Genomic DNA, 24893 nt, shown 5'->3' with positions numbered 1-24893 from the left:
AAAATGCGATTACTTTTTGCGCAATTAAATTTGCACAAATAACATACTTTTGAAAAAAATGTTTTAATCGCATGTTGCACAAAGTTAGGGGCATTGTTTTAAAGACCACAAATTACAGCGAAAGTAGTGTGGTGGTGCAGGTGCTTACCGATAAATTTGGCATGCAGTCTTACCTCATCAACGGTGTAAAAAAACCAAAGGCGAAGATTAAAATGAACATGTTACAGTCGCTCCATTTGTTGGATATGGTGGTGTACCATAAAGCCAATACCAATATTCAGCGGATCTCAGAAGTGCGCCAAACCCCTGTTTTTAAAAGTATCCCCTATGATATGATTAAAACCAGCATCGTTATTTTTTTGAATGAGGTGCTCTATAAAAGCATCAGACAACAATCTGCAGACGAAAGTTTGTTCGATTATATTTTTAATTCGATCGCCTGGTTTGACGAGATTGAAGAAATCAATCCCAATTTTCACTTATCATTTTTATTAAAACTCACGCGTTTTTTAGGTTTTTCGCCCAACGAGAAAAGGAGGAACGACCAGATTTATTTCGATCTTCAGGAAGGAGAGTTCACCTCGCGACTGCCAATCCACTCTAATTATTTACAATTGGAGGATGCCATTAGCTTTGTTTCGCTTTTTAATACGCCACTCGAAAAAATTTCTGAAATAAAAATGAGCAATTCACAACGGCGTTTTTTGTTAGATAAGATATTGGTTTTCTATACCTTACATACGGCGTCGTTTGGAGTAGTACAATCGCATAAAATCCTTGAAACTTTGTTAAGTTGAAAAAAAAGAAAAAAAGATTTGCAGAACAGTTTTATAGCACTATATTTGCATTCCCAAACGGAGGATGGGGCATTAAGTTTGACAAAATATAAAAGGGAAATTAGCTCAGCTGGTTCAGAGCACCTCGTTTACACCGAGGGGGTCGGGGGTTCGAACCCCTCATTTCCCACCAAGCCTTTCAGTATAACTGGAAGGCTTTTTTATAAAACTTTTAAGATACACCCAATAGGGAAATTAGCTCAGCTGGTTCAGAGCACCTCGTTTACACCGAGGGGGTCGGGGGTTCGAACCCCTCATTTCCCACTTAAGTCCTTCAGTTTTACTGAAGGACTTTTTTTTTGTCCTGTCATTCTGAACGCAGTGAAGAATCTTTTTAAGATTTTATCGTAAATACTCTTTTTGTTAAGGATTCTTCATTGCGTTCACAACAACAAAAACCAATAGACGCCCCTATTTAGGCTCCCATAATTCAATCTTATTGCCCTCCGCATCCATAATATGGATAAATTTCCCATAATCATAAGAAGCAATCTCATCAAGTATGATTACGCCGTTTTCTTTAAGTTTTTCTATAAGCCCTTCGATATTCTGCACCCTGTAATTAATCATAAACTCCTTTTTTGATGGCGAAAAGTATTCATCTCCTTGTTTAAAAGGACTCCATTGAAGCGATTCTACCTCATCAGGATTATTAAGGTTTCTGGATTCAAAACTCGTGGTACCCCAGGCACTCATTTCAAATCCTAAGTTTTTGGCATACCAGTCTTTTGTTTCCTTTGGATTGTCTGAAAAAAAGAAAATGCCGCCAATTCCGGTCACTTTTGGTGTATTGTCTTCTTTATTTTTTTGTTCTTCCATGTCGTTTATTTTTTGATGGTTGTATTGCAAATGTAAGCACTGTTATGGTCTGTGTTCCCATTGATGCTCTTTTTTGATTCCGGCTTTTTCTTAATTCAAGGTAGCGGAAAATTTTCGATCGTTACGCATGTTTTTCTCCACACAAACGATTGATTATAAGTTTAAACGAGATATAATCCATGATCTTTATTGTTGTATTGGTGTTTGTGAAAACATGGAGAAGAGCAGATAAAAGAGCACAATTCAAATCACAGCTCCCCTGTAGTATTAATGCTTCTCAATTAAGATTGTTTAGTTAGGCTTTTGAAAAATGTAAGTCATTTTAAAACAAACGTTTGCGTTATGTTTTGTTCTGAAAAATGGTTGAAATACCTAGTTGTCGTATTAAATTAGAGAAAGCAAGTCTATGCTATAAGTCTCTGTTTGATACATCGTTACTAACCATAAATCTCAACCAAATCAATGAAAAAATCTATCAAATCAATTTCGGGCCTGGCTATACTGGGTTTCGTTTTATTTACCAGTTCCTGTAAAAAGCAGGAAAATCTGACCGGTACAAATGGAGCATCCCCAGATCAAAATAAAAAGTCCGGTCTGGCCAATGTCCAATCGCTTGGCGGTACATCGTTAACCGTTTCGATGGGTGGAAATGCATTTGTAACTACCTTGGCTTCTGGAGGAGCCGAAACGGTAACCACCACAAAACTGGCAAACTGGACCAATGCGAATAGTATTTTCAGTTCTTATTTCAGGATCGGGAATACGGGTGCATTAACCGTAGCCGTAAAAGCTTCTGTACCGAGTGGCACAAGTGTGTTAAAAGTTACCATTAACGGAACGCCATTTAATGTAACAGCAACCGGAACTGCCAATACCACCTACACGGTAGGTACGGTAAACATCACTACACCAGGTTATGTAACGGTTCAGTTTCAGGGCGTGAGCAAAACAGGTTCTTATTTTGCCGATGTTTCAGATCTTGTAATCAGTGGAGCAGCAGTAGCATCGAACGTTTATTATGCCAATGATCCTGCCAATTACTACTGGTCGAGGAGAGGCCCCTCTGTTCATTTAGGGTTTTCGGCACCTGCAAATACAGAGTGGTTTTATAATGAAGTTACTGTACCAACAGGAGAAGATAAAATCGGAAGTTATTATATGGCCAATGGTTTTGATGGGGGCTATTTTGGGATGCAGGTGAACTCGGCAACCGAGCGCAGAATGCTCTTTTCGGTGTGGAACCCAACTGGTGGAACAACAACCTGGACGAGAAAGGGAACCAATGTAGTAGCCACCAATTTTACAGGAGAAGGCGAAGGCGGACAATCTTACCTGATCTACAATTGGGTTGCCGGAAATACCTATAAGTTTTTAACACAGGGCAAGCCAGACGGAGCAGGCAATACCGTGTATTCATCATGGTTTTATGCACCAGAATTAGGCGTTTGGACATTTATGGCATCATGGAAAAAACCAAATACCAATAGTTATTTAACAGGTTTATACTCTTTCCTGGAAAACTTTAACGATAAGAACGGTTATCTGGGTAGAAAAGCCCAATACAATAACCAATGGCTGCGCAATGCGGCAGGTATCTGGACAGAGATTACCACTGCCAACTTTACTGTTGATGCTACAGGTGGCAACCAGCAAAGAATGGATTTTGCCGGCGGTGTTTCTGGTGGTAAATTTTACCTGCAGAATGGTGGTTTTTTTTCCAATTATGTTACCCCGAACCAATCATTTACCAGGACAGCTACGGGTACGGCGCCAACGGTTAACCTCACCACACTTCCTTAGCTTCAAATATCTAAAGCGCAAAACAGGGGATGTATACTGTTTTGCGCTTTATTTTAATCTTGATAATTATTTACCAAATTCAATTATATATCCGAAATTGCCTGCTGAAAAACAGCGGCAAATGCTCGGTAAAATGATCAGGTTTATTTTCTTTGGAAACTACTTTGTAGGGATTCTGGCTGTTGCCCTAACATTAGAAGCATCGTTCCAATTGAGGTTACCGCTTATTTCCTTAAATTACCATGTGCTGTTATTTCTGGCGCCAACCATTTATTATACTTACGCCTACAATAAGGTTTCTACCACACCGTCTACAACCAATCCGCGCAACCAATGGTATTTCAAGCATAAAAAATTTATCAACTTGAGCCAGGCCATACTCTTTATCATTTGTATGTTGCTGGCGGTAAACTTGCTCTATCAAAACTTTCAGCATATTTTAGCACTGCCTATCAGCTATTGGGTGGCCATATTGATTATTATCACCGCAGGGACGTTATATTATGGTTTGTTACCCAAGTCTTTCCTCAAATTTAACTTACGCAATACAGGTTGGTTTAAAGCTTTTGTAATCGGTTTTGTGTGGGCCTGTTGTGCCAATGTGCTGCCATTAATTATGCTCAAAATTGAAACAGGGATAGGCTATCACGATTCTATACTTTGGACCTGGTTATTTATTAAAAACTGGATGTTCTGTACCGTAAATGCCATCATTTTTGATATTAAAGATTACCCGACAGATGCCAATAAACATTTACGAACCTTTGTGGTGCGCTATGGTTTGAGGCGTACGATCTTCAATATATTGATTCCGTTATTGGTTATCGGTTTAATCTCTTTGGGCATATTCGCTAGTTATAAAGCTTTTGCCCTACCGTTGGTTCTGTTTAATGTATTGCCTTTTATATTAACCATTTATGTGGCTTATTCAATGCATAAAAGAAAAAATATCCTCTACTATCTGATGGTAATTGATGGATTGATTTTGTTTAAAGCGATATGTGGAATTATCGGAATGCAGTTTGTTCGATGAGCTGAAAGACTAAAGCGTATTTTATTCTTGATACTTGATTCTCGCTACTTGATGCTTGATACTCGCTACTTGATGCTTGATTCTCGCTACTTGATGCTTGATACTCGCTACTTGATTCTCGTTACTTGATACTTTATTCCCACTACTTGATACTAGCTACTATGAACAACAACTACGATAAAATAGCCGGTCATTATGATACTTTGAGCCGTTTGGTATTTTTTAAATCGCAGGTAAATGCACAGATTAATCAACTTCAGTATATCCCCGAGAATGGCAATGTATTAATTGTGGGAGGCGGAACCGGCTGGATCTTGGAAGAAATTACAAAGGTGCATAGCAGAGGATTGAAAATTATTTACGTAGAGATTTCTGCCAAAATGATAACACTTTCTCAAAAGCGTAATTGTGGGCATAATGATGTGACATTTGTAAACCTCGGTATTGAAGATTTTAAAAGCGATCTCATATTTGATGTGGTATTAACCCCTTTTCTATTCGATAATTTTGCAGAAGAACGCGCAGCAAAAGTATTTGAACAGTTAAATGCGTATTTAAAAAAGGATGGATTATGGTTTCTGGTCGATTTTTCCCTGAATAAAACCAATGGTAAATGGTGGAAATGGTTGATCTTAAAATCGATGTACGGCTTTTTTAAATTATTGAACATTGTAGAAGCAAATAATCTTATTGATATGAATCCTTACTTTCTGAAATCCCATTATCAGATTGTTGAAGAACGGCTGTATTATGGCGGTTTTATCAAGGCCACAATCTTTAAAAATAAAATGACATTAATTTAATGCAACTATATTGCATTAATGAGTTGAGTTCTGATCTTTGCATTAAAAGATATTAGATATGGATTTTGATATAATTATAATTGGTGGCAGTTACGCAGGTTTATCTGCTGCTTTAACTTTGGGCCGGTCAACCCGAAATGTTTTGATCATCGATGCTGGTTGGCCTTGTAATAAACAGACCCCACAATCGCATAATTTTTTAACCCACGATGGCGATCAACCTGCAATCATTGCTAAAGCTGCAAAAGCCGAGGTTTTGAAATATCCAACCATCAAGTTTTTAGATGGCCTGGCCATTTCAGGTGAAGCAATAGCTGGCGGTTTTAGTATTGGTTTAGAAAATGGCGAAAGCTTTAAGACACGAAAGGTATTATTGGCTACAGGTTTGAAAGATATATTGCCATCAATTAAAGGCTTTGCCGAGTGTTGGGGCATTTCGGTTATCCATTGTCCGTATTGTCATGGTTATGAGGTAAGAGACGAAAAAATTGGCCTGTTGATAAATGGCGACCATGCCTTTGATATGGCCAAAAACCTGCACCATTGGAACAAAGATTTAACCATTTTAACCAATGGCAAATCGCAGTTTACCGCAGAGCAGACAGCAAAACTAGAGGCTAAATCGATTGCCATCCTGGAGGATGAAATTATTGAGGTGGAGCACGTTGATGGTTATCTTAAAAATCTGGTGTTTAAAAATGGCGAGAAATTAGCCTTAAAAGCTGTTTATGCAAGGGCTGAGGTAGTACAGCATAACCATTTATACCATGATCTGGGCTGTGAATTAACAGAACTAAATACAATAAAAGTTAATGAGCAGCAGCAAACCGCTGCTAATGGCGTTTATGCCGCAGGAGATTGTACAACGATGTTTAGATCGTTATCCATTGTTACTGCAGCAGGAACTATGGCTGCGGTAATGTTAAATAAGGAAATGATTTCTGAGGATTTTTGATTAATCATCTGAAATTTAAAATAAGATTGCACCAGCAATTGTAGCAATAAACATCGCTGCCATAACGATTCTATCGGCAGTAATCCATTGATCTCTTGTAAGTGGTGTAACGGTTTTTTTAACGGTTTCTGCTTTATGCCTCGAAAGCCTGAAAACGGATGTGTCTAATTTAATTAGCATAGGGATGAGTTTAATAGGGTTAATTTCCTTAAGACAAATCCCACGCCAAAAACATACAAAAATGTTGAATTGTGGATAACTTGTATTTTTTTGTTATTTAACTGATATTTATGCGGTTGTAAATACGGTCGGCATAAAAAAGAACAATAAGGTTGTACAGAATATCGAACAACCTTATTGTTCTATGTGTATAGTAATGAGTTTATTACAAGCTTTTCACAGATTCTCCTTTTGTGGTTAATTTACTGTTCTTTTTACCATACCAAAAGTAGATGGCTAAACCTATAATTAACCAAACGGCCAGCCTTAACCACGTTTCCCAAGGCAAAAATACCATCATGGCAATACAGGTTAAAATGCCCAGAATCGGAACGAGTGGTACGAATGGAACTTTGAAAGGACGTTTGGCTTCAGGATCTGTTTTTCTCAGGATCAGGATGCCGACGCACACCATCAGGAAGGCCAGCAATGTACCGATACTGGTCATTTCGCCAACCACGTTCATGGGTACAAATGCAGCAAACAAGGCAATAAATATGCACAGGATAATATTCGATTTATAAGGTGTTTTAAATTTGGTATGTACATCAGAGAACATCTTTGGCAATAGGCCATCTTTACTGATCGAATAGAACATCCGCGACTGCGCCATCAAATCGATTAAGATTACCGAAGTATAACCGATTAATATGGCCAAAATAATCGCCTGACTTAACCAGGCATAAGGTGTTTTTTCGATAGCAATGGCCACCGGTGCACCGCTATTGGCAAATTCTTTATAATTGGCCAAACCTGTCATCACATGACCGAACAGACCAAATAAAACAGTACAAACTACTAACGACCCAATAATACCGATTGGCAAATCCCTGGCTGGGTTCTTCGTTTCCTGAGCAGAAGCAGCAACCGCATCGAAGCCTATAAATACAAAAAATACGAGACCAGCACCTCGTAAAACACCGCTCCAGCCAAACTGGCCAAATGTCCCGGTATTTTCTGGAATGTATGGATGGTAATTCGCAGGATCGATATATTGCCAGCCCAGTGCAATGAAAACCAGTACCACCCCAACTTTTAAAAATACGATGATTCCGTTTACAATCGCTGATCCTTTAGTCCCACGGATCAATATAGCGGTCATTAATACCACAACCAATGCTGCAGGGATGTTAATGATGCCCTTAACGGTAGAACCATCGGCGAGTTTAGCAGTTTCGAAAGGGGATAAGGTTAATTGCGGAGGCAGGTAAATATGCAAACTGGCCAAAAACTTGGTTAAATACTGCGACCAGCTAATGGCTACCGTGGCACAACCCACAGAATATTCCAATACCAGATCCCAGCCGATAATCCAGGCGAAAAGCTCGCCCATAGTGGCATAAGAATAGGTGTAGGCACTGCCGGCAACAGGAATCATCGATGCGAATTCTGCATAACACAATGCTGCGAAACCACAGCCCAATGCTGCAATCACAAAAGATAAAGTAACTGCCGGGCCAGAGTGGTTGGCTGCGGCCAAACCGGTAATCGAAAATAAACCTGCACCAAGCGTTAAGCCCACTCCAATTAGAATCAGGTTGATAGGACCTAAGGTTCTTTTAAGCGTTCCCTCGCCGCTTTCGTTTGCCTCAGCAACAATGCTGGCAATAGATTTTTTCATGAAAATAAGTTAAGACGCTGCAAAATTATTAAAATATATTAAATCTATAGTATTTATATATTATTCGTGGCCCACTTCCGAAGTTTAGGTGGGAAGAGGCGAAGGGGAACTTCGGAAGTTTACAAAGGACTGGCTGCAAGAACTTCGGAAGTCTATAAGCGGTGTGAACGAATTTATTCTTTTTGGAAATTTGCGTGCTGCTTTTCATAGTAACTGCCGTCCCGCCATCGCTTGTAGTCTGCTCCAGAAAAAAATCGGGATGCGGGCTACCCACTCTGTCGGGTTTATTAACAAAGGTCTGTAGGAGTATCGCGCTCATACCATAAACAGTAGCTCCAGCCCAGGCCAACTAAACCTGATGGCGCCAGATAGCTCCCGATTTTCTGCCTGGCCAACTTACGAAGTTTAAGCGGGGATGAGCTAGGGTAGAACTGTAAGTTTAGCGTAAGGCCAATCGGGACTATAGGCAACAGCAGGACTGCAAAAACCGAAGGATTGCAGAACCTGTCTTTTCCAAAAAACAGTAAAAATTTTGATGATTTACAGAATTATTTCCAAAAATAAAAATTTAATTTAAAATTATTATTCTGATAATCAGTTAATTGTGTATTTACTTTGATTTGTTTTAGTACTATGTATTGCATGGTAGTATATAAAACATATATCTTTGTTATATGATAGCAGAAAATACGCAAACACAAATGCGGAAGGGAATTCTGGAGTACTGTGTTTTATCAATCATCTCCCGTGGCGAAATATATGCTTCGGATATTATTGCCGAATTAAGGGCGGCAAAGCTATTGGTGGTTGAGGGCACACTATATCCATTATTAACCAGGCTTAAAAATAATGGTTTGTTAAGCTACAACTGGGTAGAATCTACCTCAGGCCCACCGCGTAAATATTATACCTTAACCGAAGATGGTCGGGGCATTTTATCACAATTAGATCAAACCTGGCAGGAGCTGGCTTATGCTGTAGGTATTTCACAAAAAGGAGCCAATTCATAATTAGTAAAAAAGGAAATGGAAAAGACCATCATCATAAATATAGGAAACACGATTATTCATATTGAAGAAAGTGCTTACGAACGCTTAAAGGCCTACTTGAACGAAGTAAAACAGTATTTTGCCAACCACGCAGACGACCTTGAGATTGTAACCGATATCGAAAACCGGATTGCTGAACTCTTAACCGAGCAATTGGAAGAGCAGAAAAAACAGGTTGTAGATTCGGCTAATGTAAATTCTGTTATTGCTCAGATGGGCAAGGTACAGGATTTTGATACCGTAGAGGAAGGTGAAGAAGAACCTGTAATCAATAGTACTTACCAACACCAGTACGCCGAGAAAAAATTATACCGCGATATGGACGACCGCGTAGTAGCAGGTGTTTGTGCCGGTATTGCGCATTATGTAAACGCCGATCCAAAATGGATTAGGGTGGCTACCGTGCTTACCTTTTTTCTGGGCGGATCGGGTATTTTAGTATATGCCTTGCTTTGGATCATCATGCCAAAGGCCAAATCGCGTATCGAGCGTATGGAAATGAAAGGCGAACCTGCCAACCTTCAGGGTTTTCAAAAGAACCTGGATGAAGAATTGCTGGCCGTTAAGGAACGTTTGGGTGAAGTAAACAAACATGCACAACCGATATTTGCCCGCTTAGGTAATTTTATCGGCGAATTTTTCGAATGGCTTGGCCGATTTATATCGGGTACAGGAAAGGTGATTTTTAAAGTAATCGCCGGGTTTATCGTTGTATTTGGCGTACTCTTTTTACTGGCACTGATTATTGGTACAGCCGCTTTTCAGGGATTTTGGGATGCGAGTATTTACGAGTATTTTCCCTTCTCTATTATTAATGAAAGCAATAGGGGGATCATTTTATTTGGGGCATTTATTGTTTGCTTTGTACCGATTTTAGCCCTGGTGCTGTTTTCGATCAGGGTAGCCTTTAACAAACAGGCCATTAATAAAACATTTTCTTTTGCGCTGTTGATCATCTGGTTGGCAGGAGTGGCCGTAACGGGTTATCAGGCCGCCAAAATATCTTCGGAGTTTAAACAACATGCTGAGTTAACACAAACTGTCGACCTCAAATCTTTCCCAACTTATACCCTCAATATCGATAAGAGTAAATATTTCAGTAAAGAAGATAGTGTGGCTTACCACATCGATGCCAATAACCGCCACCAGATTGTGGTCGACGATTTCGAAGATGGACCATTTGTTTCGCCGAACCATATCCGTATCGATATCAACAAAAGCGAAACGGGCACTACGCGTTTAACTCAAAAATATGAATCGCAGGGAAAAACCTTTCAAAGTGCCTTGCAGAACGCGCAAAATATTAGCTACACCTACCAGCTGAAAGATTCGGAATTGATTTTTAGTCCGAGGTTTCAATTGAGAAAAGGAAGCATTTGGCGAGCCCAGGAGGTAAGGTTAACGCTTGAGGTTCCGGTGGGTACGAGGTTGATTTTAAAGGAAGATGCTTACCGTTACATCAACAATTATTGGACCTGGGATTGCAAAAACAGCGAAAATGACCATAACGATTATACGGTTTGGATCATGACCGAAGATGGCTTGAAATGCGTTGCGCAATTAAAAGAAGAGGCTATCAAAAAGAAAAAGCTGGAAGAAGAACTGTTTAATTTAGAGTTGTTGCATAAGGATAGAACTACTGATTCTCTTTACCAGGATTCTGTGTCAAACAGGATTAAAGAAGTTAAAGGGGAGTTGGGAATTGAGCCGGAATAATTGATCCGATACACGTCACCATAAACTATCTATAAGAAAAAAACCATGAAAACATTACTTACGCTAATTGCATGCTTTATGGCATGTGGGGCATCTTTTGCCCAAAAATTAAATACACTCACGGGGAAAATCGTCGATGAAAAGACTGCCCCGGTACCGTTTGCCATTGTTCGGGTTTTAAATTATCCTGATACTACGGTGGTTAAAAGTGTATCAACAGATATCGATGGCGCATTTACAGTCGACCAGTTAAAAAGCGGTGATTATATACTGTCGATCTCGATCGTTGGTTTTAAAAGTAAAAAGACGGAACACTTTTTAATCAATAATGATTTAAAACTGCCAAACATCAGCATTGAAAGTGTAAGCAAACAGTTAAAAGAGGTGAGTGTTCAGGGTAAAAAGCCTTTTATCGAACACCAGATCGATAAAACAGTGCTGAATGTAGAGAATAGTATTGTTTCATCGGGTAGTACCGCACTCGAAATTTTAGAGAAAGCACCAGGCGTGCAGTTAGACAGGCAAAACGAACAGATTTTATTAAATAATAAATCGGGTGTAATGGTGATGATTGATGGAAAAAACAACTTTTTATCGGCATCAGATTTAACCATCTATTTAAATAGCTTAAGTAGCAGCCAGATTGCGACCATAGAAATTATCACCAATCCGTCGGCTAAATATGATGCGGCCGGTAATTCAGGCATTATCAATATTAAATTGAAAAAGAATAAGGCCTTTGGTACAAATGGGAGCATTTCATCAACCTATCGCAATGCGATAAGAGCTCATTTGCCTACCAATATTTATGGGTCGGAGCTTAACTTCAATTTGAATCACCGCGTAGAGAAATGGAATTTTTATACCAACGCAAATGCATCAAAGAATAATAATTTCTCGGATTTATTGTTAGACCGGACCACGAGTTCTAATGGTTTGCAAAGCGCGTTTAATCAAAATTTTCAAAAAATATATACCGGATCGCGTTTGGCCGCAAAACTCGGTGCAGATTATAATGTGAGTGAAAAAACTACCATCGGTATCATGTTAGATGGTAGCACAAGTACGCGTAAACTGGATAATTTTTCTAAAACATTTATAAACGAAACGAATGCTGGTGTAATCAGTAACAATTCGCTCATCCAGTATTCTGATGCCAATACCCCAAACAAAAATTACAGCGCGAATTTTAACATCAAGCACGATTTTAAAAAGGAAGGTGCCAGTTTAAATTTTGATGCCGATTACTCTGGCTTTGATTACTCGGGACTTGAAAATTTTAACACCAACTTTTTTGATGAAAACGGGGCGGTTTATAACAATACGATCATTAAAAATGATAGTAAAACAGCCATCGATATTTATGCTGCCAAAACTGATTTTACCTGGCCAATATCAAAAACAACAAAGCTGGAAACCGGTCTGAAAAGCACTTACGTTAAAACCAATAACGATTTTCTTTCATCGGCACTGGTCAATAACGAATGGCAGAATATTGTAGGGCAAAGTAATAACTTTATCTATAAAGAAAACGTAAATGCCGCTTATGCAAATTTATCTAAAGATTTAGGCAAATGGCAAATTCAGGCTGGTTTACGGGCAGAGTATACCCAATCTACAGGAACATCGGTAACCAATAATACCGAGGCTAAGCAGCATTATCTGTCGTTATTCCCAACCGTTTTTATTAGTCAGAAGATTTCGGAGAGCAGTAATTTACGTTATTCGTATGGTAGGCGGATCGATCGGCCAAATTATCAGCAATTAAATCCTTTTAATTTTTACATGGATCCTTATACCATAGCAATAGGAAACCCTTACCTAAAGCCTCAGTTTACCAATAATTTTGAAGTGAGTTACAGCTACAAAAGCGGCCTGTCTTTCTCCCTGAGTTATTCCAGAACAAAAGATCTTATTTTGGACAGTAAAACGGCACAAAACGATAGCACGAGGATTGTTACCGTTGGACAGGGCAATATCGGTAGTGGACAATATTATACAGCAGGGCTGTATTTTCCGCTTGCCATTGCCAAATGGTGGAATTTACAGAGCAATTTCAATCTGTTTTACAATAAATTTAATGATGATAACCTGGAAGGTACACCCTTTATGCTAAGTAAAGTAGCGTATAATTTTAACCTAACGAACTCGATTACCTTGCCGGATAACTGGACTTTAGAAACCAATTTTTGGCTAAATTCTCCAAAGGTTAGGGGATTGGAACGGACCACTATTTATCAATACGCCTTAAATATGGGGGTACAAAAAAGTTTCCTGAACAAAGCTTTAAAAGTAAAATTAAATGTTGACGATATCTTCCAAACCAACTATTGGAAAGGAACGCTCGATTATCAGAATGTGAATTTAAGGGTACAGAACAATTACATCAGCAGAAGGGCTTCACTCAATATCAGTTATAGCTTTGGTAACCAAAATTTAAAGTCAAACCAAAACCGAAAAACCGCTGCGGATGATATTAAGAATAGAGCAGGAGGGTAGTCTTGAGTTTGGAGTTTGGAGTTTGGAGTTTTGAGTTTGGGTGAAAAACTAAGTTCGTCCCCCTTTGAAGGGGGTAGGGGGATGAAGCCTAGGTTTGGAGTCGGAAAGTCAGAGGTCGGAAAGTCTGGGCGAAAAACTAAGCCCGTCCCCCTTTAAAGGGGTAGGGGGATGAAAAAAACGAAACGCTTAAAAAGAAAAAAACCATGAAAACATTATTTACGCTAATGGCATGCTTTATCGCATGTGGGGCATCTTTTGCCCAAAAATTAAATATGCTGTCGGGGAAGATCATCGATGAAAAGACTGTTCCGGTGTCGTTTGCCATTGTTAGGGTGTTAAATTATCCCGATACCACGGTGGTTAAAAGTGTATCGACAAATATCGAGGGAGCGTTTACAATCGACCAGTTGAAGAGCGGCGAATATTTGCTTTCAATTTCGATTGTGGGTTTTAAAAGTAAAAAAACGGAGCATTTTTCAATTAATGGAGATATAAATCTGCCAGCTATCAGCATCGAAAGTGTAAGCAAACAGTTAAAAGAAGTGAGCGTGCAGGGCAAAAAACCTTTTATCGAACACCAGATTGATAAAACAGTGCTGAATGTAGAGAACAGCATTATTGCTACAGGCGGAACAGCTTTGGAGGTTTTAGAGAAAGCCCCGGGGGTACAGATCGACCGCCAGAGCGACCAGATTAAACTGAACAATAAAAGCGGTGTGATGGTAATGATTGATGGAAAATCGAACTTCCTTTCTGGTGCTGATATTACCACTTTATTAAGCAACATGAGCAGCGATCAGATTGCTACGATCGAACTGATTACGAATCCATCTGCAAAATATGATGCTGCAGGAAACGCAGGGATCATCAACATCAAGTTAAAACGCAACAAAGCTTATGGTACCAATGGTACGCTTTCTGTAAATACAGGACAGGGTATTATGCCCGATTCGCCAAGCGATTTGTTCCGTGTAGGCGTAAACCTGAATTTAAACCACCGGCAAGGCAAATGGAATATCTTCGGCAACGGGGCCGTGGCACGTAAAGCCCAGTTTAACAACACGTTTTTAACCCGAACCACCTTATCAGAAGGTTTGGCCAGTTCACTAACGCAAAACTTCGACCGCAAAAACAAAGGCCTTGGTTTTCAGGGGAAATTGGGTGCAGATTATTATGCTTCCGAAAAGACAGTTTTCGGGGTAATGTTAGATGTCAATACCGTAAATACCAAGCTCACCAATTTTAGCAATACGAATATTAGTGCGGTGCAGAATGGTGCGTCGAACCTCAGTTATATTTTACAGGATGCCAATTCAAGTTCTCCAGTGGGTAACTTAACAGCCAACTTTAACATCAAACACGATTTCGATAAAAAAGGTATGGGTTTGACTTTCGATATGGATTATTCGGGTTTCAGCAATAAAAAAGACGAAAACTTCCTGGCCAATTATTTAAACAGCGGCGGCAGCTCGACCAATAAAACCACTTTGAGAAACAATACAGATGCCGAGATTAATGTATATGCGGCAAAAACGGATTTCACTTTACCGCTTTCTAAAACCTCAAAGTTAGAAGCAGGCTTAAAAAGCAGCTATGTGCTTACCAATAACGATTTTATTTCGGAGCAGTTGATTGGTGGCATATGGCAAAACGATTTGGGCAAATCGAACAACTTTGTGTATAAAGAAAACATCAATGCCATTTATGGGAGCTTCTCGAAAGAGTGGAAGGTATGGCAGTTGCAGCTGGGCTTACGTGCAGAACATACCCATTCGAACGGCACTTCGGTTACCGACCAGAAAGAGGTAGACCGGAGTTATCTTTCGCTATTTCCAACGATCTTTGTGAATCAGAAGATCAGCGAAAACCACAACATCCGTTATTCTTATGGCAGAAGGGTAGACCGCCCAAATTACCAACAGCTTAATCCCTTTGTGTTTTATATGGATCCTTTGGCAGTTGATCAGGGCAATCCTTATCTTAAACCTCAGTTTACCGATAATTATCAGATCAGCTATAGCTATAAGGAAATTTCTTTCTCGCTGAATTATTCGAACACCAGGGATATGATTACGCAAATCAGCAAACAGGATGATGCCACACGGGTAATCAGTGTAATCCGCCAGAACCTGGGCCGTTTCCAGAATTACTCTGCCGATTTATACATTCCGATCAAGGTGACCAAGTGGTGGAACATTCAAAATAATGTAAGTGTTTACTATAGCAAATTTAACGATGGAAATATTGAAGGTGCAGCCTTCAGTTCAGGCAAGGCTGCGGTAAATCTTTTTACTTCCAACTCTTTTACCTTACCTCAGAACTTTAGTTTCGAAATTAGTGCCTGGCTCAACTCGCCAAGGGTAAACGGCGTAGAACAGACGACCATTTATCAGGGCGCCTTAAATGCCGGAATCCAGAAAACTTTAATGGACAAAAAACTTAAATTACGCTTAAATATGGACGATATTCTGCTCACCAACCACTGGGAAGGCAAACTGGTTTACCAGAACATCAACATGAACGTAGTAAACCATTATACCAGCAGAAGGGCAAACTTCAGCATCAGTTATAACTTCGGAAACCAGAATGTAAAATCAGCACGATCTAGAAATACCGCTACGGATGATATGAAAGGAAGAGCCGGAGGCGGTTAGTCTTGAATCTAAGTCCCCCTTTAAAGGGGGTAGGGGGATGAAGTTTGGGTTTTGGGGTCGGAAAGTCCGGGGTCGGAGGTCAGAAGTCTGGGGGAAAACCCAGTCCATCCCCTTTGAAGGGGGTAGGGGGATGAGTCTTAAGTCCGGAGTTTGGAGTGAGAAAATCCGGGGTCGGAGGTCAGAAGTCTGGATGAAAACCCAGTCCATCCCCTTTGAAGGGGGCAGGGAGAAGGTCAAAAGTTTCGATGAAAAACGGAGTCCGTCCCCCTTTGAAGGGGGTAGGGGGATGAAAAAAACAATTAACCAATAAAAAAATGAAAAAAATATTCTACAGTATCGCAATTTTAGTTACCACTTTAGGCTACGGATGCCACAACAGTGGAGGACATTTATCACTTAGCACATTGGATAACACCACCAATTTTAAATTTGAGGCGGAATACGATGAGAACAAAACAGGCAAACTCGAAAAATATCTCGACAGCGCCTTAAACAACGAACTTCCGTTGGATCAGAATATCGATCTGTTGGTGAATGTAAATGGCAGCGATAAGTTTAACCTTAAAGCCAAAAAGGGCTGGTTAGTGATCGACTTTGATAAAAGGAACAGCTCTTCGGCTGGTTATATGAGCGTAAGGAAACTGACTGAAGGAATTAAAAGGAAGTTAACAGAGTAATCGTGGTTTAACCGCAAAGTTCGCAGAGAAAAGGTGCAGAGGACGCAAAGTTGGTTGGTCTTCGACTCCATCTCCTGGCCTACTGTCTCCCGCTGATTACGCAGATTTACGCTGAACCAAATCCATCATCCATTTTACCTCTTTTTTAACCACAGGAGTACACAAAGAAAGGCGCGGAGGACACAGAGCTGGGAGGCCTTCAACTACATCCGATAGCTATCGGATCAGACTGACAATCTATAAAGAGAAACCTATTTAATCTGCGCCATTTTCTTTGATTTGCAGAACAAACCCGTAGCTTATTTATCGTCACTCGGTTTGTCATCCTGAGCGTAGTCGAAGGATCTTTTTACCACAGCGTGCACAAAGAACACTAAGCTTGGGATGGTCTTCGACTCCAGCCGACGCCAGTGCAGGCCAGTCATGATGTAATTCACCACAGGAAGGACATGTATGGGTTGGAAGAAGGTTCATTGGGCTTAATTTAAATTGGGGAAAAGTTATGCAATATGTATAATAGTGCAAAGTGTATTGTTATAGAGAAATCAGAGCTTGGCTTAAATCTGCGTATATCTGTGTAATCTGCGGGAAAACCTAAAGGGTAATTGTTCCCGCAAATTTAAGATGATTAGCGCAGAAATTAAAGAAGAGAAAGGCACAGAGAATATAAAGTTGGGTGTCTTCGACTACGCTCAGACTGACAATTTATAATCCGTGTAAGAACTTAGCGCTTAATAAATCACAAAATAATCATCTAGTAATTTGCCATTTAATGCAAAAACCAACCTGTAATAACCTATTTTATTTCCATCTCGATTGATATCACTTTTGAAAGCAATAACATCATCACCAGGCAACTCAAATTCCAGGTTTTCAACATCAATCGATACGTTTTTATCGTTTATATTTAAATCTTCGGCCGTATTTTGATTTAATAAAGAGTTGAAAGATTTGGTGAATGTTTGATGTACATTGTGTATTGCTATAAAATCTTTTATTTGAAAGTCATTCATCATATTATTTCTTTCGATTACACGACAACAGTTTTATCGCTAAGCCACTAAACTTTATATGCACCTCTACTGATGTATTTATAAAACTTAATGTATATATGCCTGCAGATTTGACATCTCTTTCCAGTCTTACTTCGTCTGTATCAAATTCGAATGTCCTTTCATCTTCGTTAGAAAAATCGATTTGATAGCTCGTAACATGGGTTAATATTAATTCGTAGATATTTTCATTCAATTCAAGTTCGCCACTGCCTGGTTCTATTAACATCACCTTTAATTCAACCTTACTCTCCAGTCTCTCATTTTTAATGGAAGTGTCGATTGTAGTATAGTATTGGATTGTTTCGATCGCAACAAGATTTAACAAAAATGTAGGATTTAAAATTGCTTCAATTTCCGTCATTGGTTTTTCTTGATCTATCTCCATTTATTTACATGCTCCACTTTGCTTTGAAACTGTGCGGCCAATGATTTTATCCTTGATTGTAAGATCAATTTTCTGCCTTCAACGCTACGGGTAAATATTAAATCGCAAGCACCTACACCTAGCTCCCACTGATATTTGAAGTATTCAGCCAGGTTTTTATTTCTTCCGATAAGCTCTGGTACGGCATGGTAATCTTTCTGCCTTACAAACAACATAAATTTGTTTTTCCTGATAATTACGTAGCGTGGATTGTCAATAGGTGCAATTACTTCCTGTAGTGCGTTAATGAAGGTTGATTTTTCAAAAGTGGTTCCGCCTTCTAAATGGCAAAAAATGGCGCCATATTGGTCTATCTCACTTTGAACATAAATTTGTGAAGCATCGGTTTGGATTGCCCCTGCCTTAGCTAGTGCACTCAGAAGTGCTTGTCCAATTTGGTGAATATCTTTTGAAATATCTCGGTATTTTATATAAAGGGTTAGAGTTTTGTAGGTTAAACGGCCGAATATGATTATCCCAATAGTACCAATAATGCCCAGCAGTATGTACAGATCATGTGCCGATTTAAGATTCCTGCTTCCTCTAAGAAGGATTTCCAGGCTTTGAAGTCCGAAACCAGCCAAACCTGATCCTAAAGTAGCCACAAGATTGGCAATTGTTTTATTCAGGTACATAGCTTTAACTTTTTGATATTCTTCCTCTTCCTGAAATGGAATTTTAATTTCTTCGATAAGATTGACACCTACTTCGAGCGCAGTTTCCCAACGTTTTTTTAAACTTTTCCTATCGGCAGCGTAGGCGAACATTTCTATATTCTTTTTCTCTGCTTCTGCTATCTGGTTAATGTTCTCGGGCAAATTTAATCTGTTCAGCCCGTTCTCAATACTAGGTTCCTGTTTAAAGGAAACGCCAACAAAACTTTTGAAACGCCTTTTTAACAGATCAAAATCATCCCCTCCTGTTTTGGCTGTGGGATCTATTGTTACCAGATGCCAGATATTTCCTGTCTTATCCGTATTTCCATTTTGTGTTCTGATGGCTCTGCCGCGCATCTGATTGGAAGAAACAAAAGATCCAACAAAGCTCGCCAATATTAACGAATTGATGGCTGGGGCATCCCATCCCTCGCCAAGTAAAGATTTCGTTCCGATCAATACTTCAATTTCTCCTTCCTCGAAAATTGCGGTTACGAGACGGATCAGGTCATTTTTAACTTGTTCTGTTTGCTCGATGAAGATATAATCATGATCGAAAGGAACAGGAGATAGGGTGATTTTGGTAATGCCCCGTTTAATTGCTTTTGTTTCAAATGCTTTACATGCGGCTTTTGGAATAATTACCATCGAACCGGTAAGCACACCTATTTTTTTATCGTTTGTGTTTTCTCGTCTTAGTTTTTCGAAAATAGGAATTACACCCATTTTGGTTAATTCTATCTGATTCTCTGATGAATTGATATAGAATTCTTTGCGGATATAATCTGAAAGGATAACCATTCTTAAATGATGGGCTAAGTGCTTAAACTCGAAATCTACAATGCGGTTAATTCCACTGAGTTTGCTTATGCTTGAAGTTAAGAAGCTTGTAATCCGTTTATTATTAGAGAAATTGATCTGTCTTTTCTCCATAGCACCACATCGCCTCAACTTTGTTTCCAATTGCTTCCGATGTTCGTCCAATGCCTTGAAACGTTCCTTTTCCTGAAATAAATAGAAATCCAAAAGTGTCTCCAGCCAATTGTAGTCCAATGGTGGGATTTCTAATTTTGGATCGCCTATCACCTTGATATGGAGTTCATGGATTTCTCTGCCATTGGCATGAAGAAAAATTAAACATGCCGAATAGCAAGAAAGATTAGTATAGATCCATTCGAGGTGTTCGGTTGGATGTATCCATATGGGATGATTTTCAATGGCCTTTATAAGCGTTTCGTCATGCTTAATTTCATGAAACAGTAATTCGATGTCTGCCCTGAATTTGATGATATTTTCATTTTCTGCTGCGGTTGGAAAGGTAAAATGAACATAATCCTGATGCGGGCATAAATCGCCCTCAATTACCAATTCGGGTACTGATATTTCGGCATCAACCGGGCCATTAAATTCGATGTATCGTAACCATTCAGCTGGTGTAACGTCGTACGGTGGTGTGGCTGTTAAGCCAACAATAATTGGATCGAGTTTTTCTTTTACTTTGGTTAAGGTTTGCCACCACTCATTTTTTAAGTGATGGGCTTCATCCACTACAATCGTGTTAATGTTCTGCGATTTTAATCCGCTTACTATATTATCGAGATTAGGATTGGATGATTTTATCGTTTCCTCCTCGTCTTCTTCTTCATCAATTTCCTCTTCCTGAACACGTAAATTATTACAGGCTGCATGCAGACCTTGAAAAGTAACCACAGTCATAAATTTGGGGTCTCTGATATCTTTCGAAACCCAATCGGGTATAACCTCAACCTGAAGGAAAAGATCACAAAAACGCTGTATCCATTGATTACGGATGGCAATGGTTGGTGCCAGAATCAAAGTCGGTTTATTTAGGCGAATGGCTACTTCTAGTCCTAAAACCGTTTTTCCCGAACCAGGTGGTGCGATGATATGTAGATGTCGGTTTGCGATGTAATCGTCTAAATGATCGAGAACACGTTGCTGATATTTTCGCCAACTGGATGTAAATTGTATTTCTTCAGGATAAGAGGTCAAGGTTTCGCAGCTTTAGTATACTTTGGGGCTTTAATTTTTTAGATCATCAGATTTATCGTCTGTTACATCGCTTTGTCTTTTTCGATAAGAAAGTTTACCTTACTATTCATATAATTATAGTTGGATTCATTGCACGTTGATTATTTACAAGATTATTTTAAAAATTTTTGACCCGACTACAATATACTTCGATTCAGTACTTTTTCCAAGTCACCAATTCTTAGTAAATCTTCAATAGTTTTTTCGATGCATGCTCTTGTCAGTTCTTTCACAAGCAGATCAGGCGGTATCTGGTAACTGCCACCTAAATTTTGACCAGTTGCGCTGTCTTGATGAACAACTTTCTCTAAGAATTTATACGTCCAGATATTTAAGCCATAATGCCGCCCATCTTCCATATCAACGTGAATATTACAGCCCTCATCATCTATATTCCAGTCTTCAGGCGCTACCTCCTCAAATTCTAACCACAATTTAAATTTGTGATTCTCAGTTTTTATACCTTTAAGTTTATGATATAAATTTCTTAATTCTTTATTATCGGCCCATCCGCCACTTTCTGTCATCGCAATGATCAAGAAATTTCTAGCCTCTTCAATGGTATTGGCTTGCCCTTTTACAGTTGCATATCTCCAAGGACTTATGGCCTCAGGCATTTTATATTCGAACTGAAATTTTTGGTCACCATAAGTTTGAATAACAATATCCCAGCCACTTTCCCAATGATCTTCAGCTTGTATACAGAGTGAATAATGCGATGTACAACCATATATTGTTGTATCGAAAAATGTAGTATTTACCATCGAAAGAAAAGAAAGCATCGTTTTCCCTATGAGTTTCTCCGTAATGGTCGCTTTTTCGTTTGTTAGTTCCTGATAGAATTCTTCAAGTGTTTTTTTCTTTTGATCGGAGATTCTGATGATTGGCATATCGTTAAATTTCTTTTAACCATTAATTTATTTATTCGTTTCTACGGAATAACTGATCCAATACAGCCCCATTTGGCCTCTATTATCCATTGTTCCTTTGGGAAGTTCTTTTTTAGGCGCATGTAAAATAGAAGTGTCTACTTCTTTTACAAATTTTGTTAATGCATTAAGGCTTGCCGAAAAGGGTAGTATGGCGAATTTCCAACTGGAATAATACGATAACATCCATTTAAATTCTTTATCGATTTTATTGTTGGTTAAATAATCATTTAGGATTGAAAAGGATTTGAAAACGGTTGATCTGTCGAGATTTTGAATGCCTGAAAGCCAGGGCGGTTCAACAACGACATACAAATTCAAAAATATCAGACGCTTTAGAATCTCAAGTCTTGTTTCTTCTTGTGCTGTATTGAAAAATAAATCCAGATAGCTTTTGTGGATGCGTTGATATTTGCGGAAAATACCGCCCTCCTTGAGTTTTTTCTCTATTTCATTCATGTCTGTCATTTCTTGTAGAGATACAGTATAGTTATATAGCTCCAATTCTTGATTTGATAAGCTATCGATTGTTGTTCCCATAACTTTGACAATTTAATCGTTAGTGTTTTTTAAAATCTGTTGCAGATAACTTTGGAAATTGCTGTAGCCATTTTTTTCAGGATGTTCGAGGTCGAGCATTTCTCCCTTCCCCGTATCGAATATTTGCCAGCGGTAAATTTTAGCTACGCTTATTAACTCAAAAAGTGCGGCTTCGCCATAAAGATTAAATACTTTATTGCTTACCGGTTCGCTGTCAACAAAATAATCGATAACGTAACCTTCGCCTTTTATTTCTCTGTGATTTTCGCTAGCAGTAATGTTGGTGAAATGCTTTTCCAAAACGATACCGAAATCTACTGGTATAAGCAATTCTTCGTCAATTTCTTCAATAGCTTTTATTTTTTGCTTGGAGTTAAATATTACAATGTCCCAACTCATAACTGTATAATTTATATTAAGATCATATTTTGTGTTTATCCTTTTGCTTTGCCGTACTTCTTTTATTGCCCTATAATTTCAATGTTATCGCCATTTGTTATTGCAAATTGTTTGGTCTTTTGGTTAAAGGCTATTTTCGGAAGTTCTTTAATGTGATGAATGATTGATGAATTTTGCAATCCGCTAGGCAAAGTCTCATCCTGGTCTACTATTTCACCTGTTTCGAGATTTATAATTTTCGGAAACTTAAACAGATCCCAGGCATACTGATCGTTAATGGCAAAAAGGTTTCCAAATTCAACATTCATTTTAACTCGTTTAGAAATTTGGTCTAAGGTAATATCCCAAATGGCAATGTGTTTTTGTGGAAGATTCTCCAATAAATCCTCATCTATTTCCTCCTCACCTGATGAACCCAATAGTATACGGCTGTCATCAATAAAACTTGCTGTGGAGATTTCAACGCCAACGTTTGGATAAATTTCAGATTGATCTAGCAGTTTGGGGTTCTGGATACATTCCTCAATGTCGAATACTTTGATAGCGCCCAAAGGATGCCAGAACCAGCCTTTACTCATCAGGTATTTACCATTTGGGCTGATTTCGAGCCGCGAATGAAAAAAGTCATCGGGACTTCTTCCCTCAATAGTCGTTATGATTTGACCTGTTTCAACCTCTTCAAAATCAAGCCTGCAATATTCGGTTGGACAATGAATTAAAAAAGTTTTATTATTTAACGTTACAAATGCCGCAGGGTATTCATAGAAATCCGCATAGTAGTAAGAGCGGTTTATTTCCCTCAAAAGCGCTCCCTTTTTAAGTAAGAGCCCTTTTGTGCCAAGCTTTTGATAAATAAAGGCATATTGTCCGTCGCTCGACGTAATGGCGCTGTCGCCAAAACCAAAAGTATTTTCGCCTAATTGATCTGTTTTTCCATCAAGGTTATACCGCTTGCCAGCAGAAGTCCAATCGACAATTGAGTTGCCGACCCAACAGATGGTTTTTAAAAAATTGGTCGGTATCGTTTGTCGTTTCATTTTCACTGATAGCGTAAAGTTAAGTCCCTTAAATGATTAGACTTGGGATATTATTGCCATTCAAACTACCATTCACTTTCTAAAGTGCTATCCATCATCCAGGGTATCATTGTTTCAATTTCAATCTGAACGAGATCTTCTTTATCTTTAAAATAGGCGAGATCATTACCCATAGTAAAGCCAATATTGAAAGAGTCTGTAATGGGTGTAGTTAAAATCGTTTGTCCACCACCTGGGTAAGGAGTTGAACAATCATTACCTTTAAAGCTTCCCTTAAAATGAAAGATCACGCTGTAACGATGGTAACCATTTTTTTCTTTACACATTCGCCAAATCTCACTCTCTTTTTTATAATCAATACCCAGTTGGTCGAATAAGTGCTTAATTTGTTCTGGAAATGCAACATCCCTACTCTGTAAATAATTTAAACATTCTACACAATTGCAGTCTTCAGGGCTACCGTTGTTTACAGAATTATAGGTCGACCTTGTATAGTCTTCGTCGACTATCAGCGTCCAGTTTTTAAATATTATTGTAGTCACGTTGCTAATCCATTAAAATTGAATGCTTGGTTCGAAAAGAAACATACATCTGGTTTTGTTCGCTATTAAGTGTTTTGAATACTTTATATCCAGTCTCAGTAAGCAATTGATATTTTAACATTTGATATGCATATAACTGATAACCATTGCTTGTTTTTACCATATTAAATGTCCCTTTTGGAAACACCAGTTGATGCTGATTTACCGTGAATTTACCCTTGGTATAATCAGCTGTTCCAATTGATGAAGCTTTCATTGCGAATATCTCCACTTCTGTATTGCCGAACTTGCAAAGCACAAGAGCATAGGTTTTACCGTTCATTTCAGGTTTAACCAGGTAGAATTCTTCGTTGGCCAACGCGATGGGTTGCTTGCAGGAGATGATAAAGAATGTGGCAAAAATGAGAAGCGTATTTTTCATATGATAAATGTAATATTTTATCTCTGGAAGACGAATAAATAGTAATATCGCAGGAACAGGATTTTCAAAAGAGCTAGTGCCTGTTGTTAAATAAACCTGACAGAGCTAAATAGCCCGCAATGAAGTGAAACGAAATGAGGACTATAAGCGATGGCAG

The 24893-nt window shown here is 38.8% G+C and carries 22 protein-coding genes and 2 tRNA genes; 12 read left to right on the top strand and 12 right to left on the bottom strand.

Features of this window, described 5'->3' with window-relative positions; translation table 11 throughout:
• Positions 1–71: 71 nt before the first annotated feature.
• From recO to R2S57_RS17775, 3 genes are all read left to right on the top strand, one after another.
• Positions 72–797, top strand: a complete 726-nt coding sequence (recO, locus tag R2S57_RS17785) for a DNA repair protein RecO (protein WP_316846298.1) — start codon at positions 72–74, stop codon at positions 795–797.
• A 94-nt stretch (positions 798–891) separates the two neighbouring features.
• Positions 892–969 (top strand) — tRNA-Val (locus R2S57_RS17780).
• A gap of 56 nt (positions 970–1025) precedes the next feature.
• Positions 1026–1100: transfer RNA gene (locus tag R2S57_RS17775), tRNA-Val, on the top strand.
• Positions 1101–1247: 147 nt separating this feature from the next.
• On the opposite strand, the gene R2S57_RS17770 is transcribed toward R2S57_RS17775, so the two are convergent.
• Positions 1248–1655, bottom strand: a complete 408-nt coding sequence (locus R2S57_RS17770) for a VOC family protein (RefSeq protein WP_316846297.1) — start codon at positions 1653–1655, stop codon at positions 1248–1250.
• A 462-nt stretch (positions 1656–2117) separates the two neighbouring features.
• Between R2S57_RS17770 and R2S57_RS17765 the strand changes: the two genes are divergently transcribed.
• The 4 genes from R2S57_RS17765 to R2S57_RS17750 all read left to right on the top strand — a co-directional run bounded on the left by R2S57_RS17765 (position 2118) and on the right by R2S57_RS17750 (position 6246).
• On the top strand, positions 2118–3455 hold the full coding sequence (locus R2S57_RS17765; protein ID WP_316846296.1) for a DUF3472 domain-containing protein: 1338 nt from the start codon (positions 2118–2120) through the stop codon (positions 3453–3455).
• Between the two features lie 121 nt (positions 3456–3576).
• A complete protein-coding gene (locus tag R2S57_RS17760) occupies positions 3577–4488 on the top strand; it encodes a hypothetical protein (RefSeq protein WP_316846295.1) in 912 nt (303 codons plus the stop codon).
• A 161-nt stretch (positions 4489–4649) separates the two neighbouring features.
• Complete coding sequence (locus tag R2S57_RS17755) at positions 4650–5291, top strand: class I SAM-dependent methyltransferase (RefSeq protein ID WP_316846294.1); 642 nt, start codon at positions 4650–4652, stop codon at positions 5289–5291.
• 58 nt (positions 5292–5349) lie between these two features.
• Entirely contained in the window at positions 5350–6246 is an 897-nt protein-coding gene (locus tag R2S57_RS17750) for an NAD(P)/FAD-dependent oxidoreductase (protein WP_316846293.1), read from the top strand.
• Between the two features lie 15 nt (positions 6247–6261).
• On the opposite strand, the gene R2S57_RS17745 is transcribed toward R2S57_RS17750, so the two are convergent.
• Together R2S57_RS17745 and R2S57_RS17740 are read right to left on the bottom strand one after the other, a co-directional pair.
• Positions 6262–6426: a hypothetical protein gene (locus R2S57_RS17745; protein ID WP_316846292.1), complete on the bottom strand. Its 165-nt coding sequence runs from the start codon at positions 6424–6426 to the stop codon at positions 6262–6264.
• 205 nt (positions 6427–6631) lie between these two features.
• The gene (locus R2S57_RS17740) at positions 6632–8086 is read right to left on the bottom strand and encodes an amino acid permease (RefSeq protein ID WP_316846291.1); all 1455 of its coding nucleotides are present in this window, start codon (positions 8084–8086) and stop codon (positions 6632–6634) included.
• 674 nt (positions 8087–8760) lie between these two features.
• On the opposite strand from R2S57_RS17740, the gene R2S57_RS17735 reads away from it, so the two are divergent.
• From R2S57_RS17735 to R2S57_RS17715, 5 genes are all read left to right on the top strand, one after another.
• Positions 8761–9096 carry a PadR family transcriptional regulator gene (locus R2S57_RS17735; RefSeq protein WP_055903176.1) on the top strand — a complete coding sequence of 112 codons (336 nt, stop codon included), beginning with the start codon at positions 8761–8763 and terminating at the stop codon, positions 9094–9096.
• A gap of 15 nt (positions 9097–9111) precedes the next feature.
• Positions 9112–10851, top strand: coding sequence for a PspC domain-containing protein (locus R2S57_RS17730; protein WP_316846290.1), 1740 nt, complete (start codon positions 9112–9114; stop codon positions 10849–10851).
• A 45-nt stretch (positions 10852–10896) separates the two neighbouring features.
• Positions 10897–13350: an outer membrane beta-barrel family protein gene (locus R2S57_RS17725; protein ID WP_316846289.1), complete on the top strand. Its 2454-nt coding sequence runs from the start codon at positions 10897–10899 to the stop codon at positions 13348–13350.
• Between the two features lie 203 nt (positions 13351–13553).
• Positions 13554–16004 carry a TonB-dependent receptor domain-containing protein gene (locus tag R2S57_RS17720; RefSeq protein ID WP_316846288.1) on the top strand — a complete coding sequence of 817 codons (2451 nt, stop codon included), beginning with the start codon at positions 13554–13556 and terminating at the stop codon, positions 16002–16004.
• Between the two features lie 314 nt (positions 16005–16318).
• Positions 16319–16681 carry a hypothetical protein gene (locus tag R2S57_RS17715; RefSeq protein ID WP_316846287.1) on the top strand — a complete coding sequence of 121 codons (363 nt, stop codon included), beginning with the start codon at positions 16319–16321 and terminating at the stop codon, positions 16679–16681.
• A 731-nt stretch (positions 16682–17412) separates the two neighbouring features.
• Here the strand turns inward: R2S57_RS17715 and R2S57_RS17710 are convergent.
• The 9 genes from R2S57_RS17710 to R2S57_RS17670 all read right to left on the bottom strand — a co-directional run bounded on the left by R2S57_RS17710 (position 17413) and on the right by R2S57_RS17670 (position 24736).
• The gene (locus R2S57_RS17710; RefSeq protein WP_316846286.1) at positions 17413–17697 is read right to left on the bottom strand and encodes a hypothetical protein; all 285 of its coding nucleotides are present in this window, start codon (positions 17695–17697) and stop codon (positions 17413–17415) included.
• A 1-nt stretch (position 17698) separates the two neighbouring features.
• A complete protein-coding gene (locus R2S57_RS17705) occupies positions 17699–18121 on the bottom strand; it encodes a hypothetical protein (protein WP_316846285.1) in 423 nt (140 codons plus the stop codon).
• A complete protein-coding gene (locus R2S57_RS17700) occupies positions 18112–20829 on the bottom strand; it encodes a DEAD/DEAH box helicase family protein (RefSeq protein WP_316846284.1) in 2718 nt (905 codons plus the stop codon). Before R2S57_RS17700 ends, R2S57_RS17705 begins: the two co-directional genes overlap by 10 nt.
• Before the next feature lie 176 nt (positions 20830–21005).
• The gene (locus tag R2S57_RS17695) at positions 21006–21758 is read right to left on the bottom strand and encodes a hypothetical protein (protein WP_316846283.1); all 753 of its coding nucleotides are present in this window, start codon (positions 21756–21758) and stop codon (positions 21006–21008) included.
• A gap of 27 nt (positions 21759–21785) precedes the next feature.
• Positions 21786–22337, bottom strand: a complete 552-nt coding sequence (locus R2S57_RS17690) for a hypothetical protein (RefSeq protein ID WP_316846282.1) — start codon at positions 22335–22337, stop codon at positions 21786–21788.
• A 12-nt stretch (positions 22338–22349) separates the two neighbouring features.
• Positions 22350–22736, bottom strand: coding sequence for a hypothetical protein (locus tag R2S57_RS17685; protein WP_316846281.1), 387 nt, complete (start codon positions 22734–22736; stop codon positions 22350–22352).
• Positions 22737–22798: 62 nt separating this feature from the next.
• A complete protein-coding gene (locus tag R2S57_RS17680) occupies positions 22799–23773 on the bottom strand; it encodes a hypothetical protein (RefSeq protein ID WP_316846280.1) in 975 nt (324 codons plus the stop codon).
• A 65-nt stretch (positions 23774–23838) separates the two neighbouring features.
• Entirely contained in the window at positions 23839–24315 is a 477-nt protein-coding gene (locus R2S57_RS17675) for a hypothetical protein (RefSeq protein ID WP_316846279.1), read from the bottom strand.
• 4 nt (positions 24316–24319) lie between these two features.
• Positions 24320–24736 (bottom strand): hypothetical protein, encoded by a 417-nt coding sequence (locus R2S57_RS17670; protein ID WP_316846278.1) that lies wholly within the window; start codon positions 24734–24736, stop codon positions 24320–24322.
• Positions 24737–24893 lie beyond the last annotated feature (157 nt).

The organism is Pedobacter psychrodurus, from assembly GCF_032678585.1.
Classification (GTDB): Bacteria; Bacteroidota; Bacteroidia; order Sphingobacteriales; family Sphingobacteriaceae; genus Pedobacter; species Pedobacter psychrodurus_A.
This window is presented reverse-complemented; position numbering and strand designations above follow the sequence as displayed.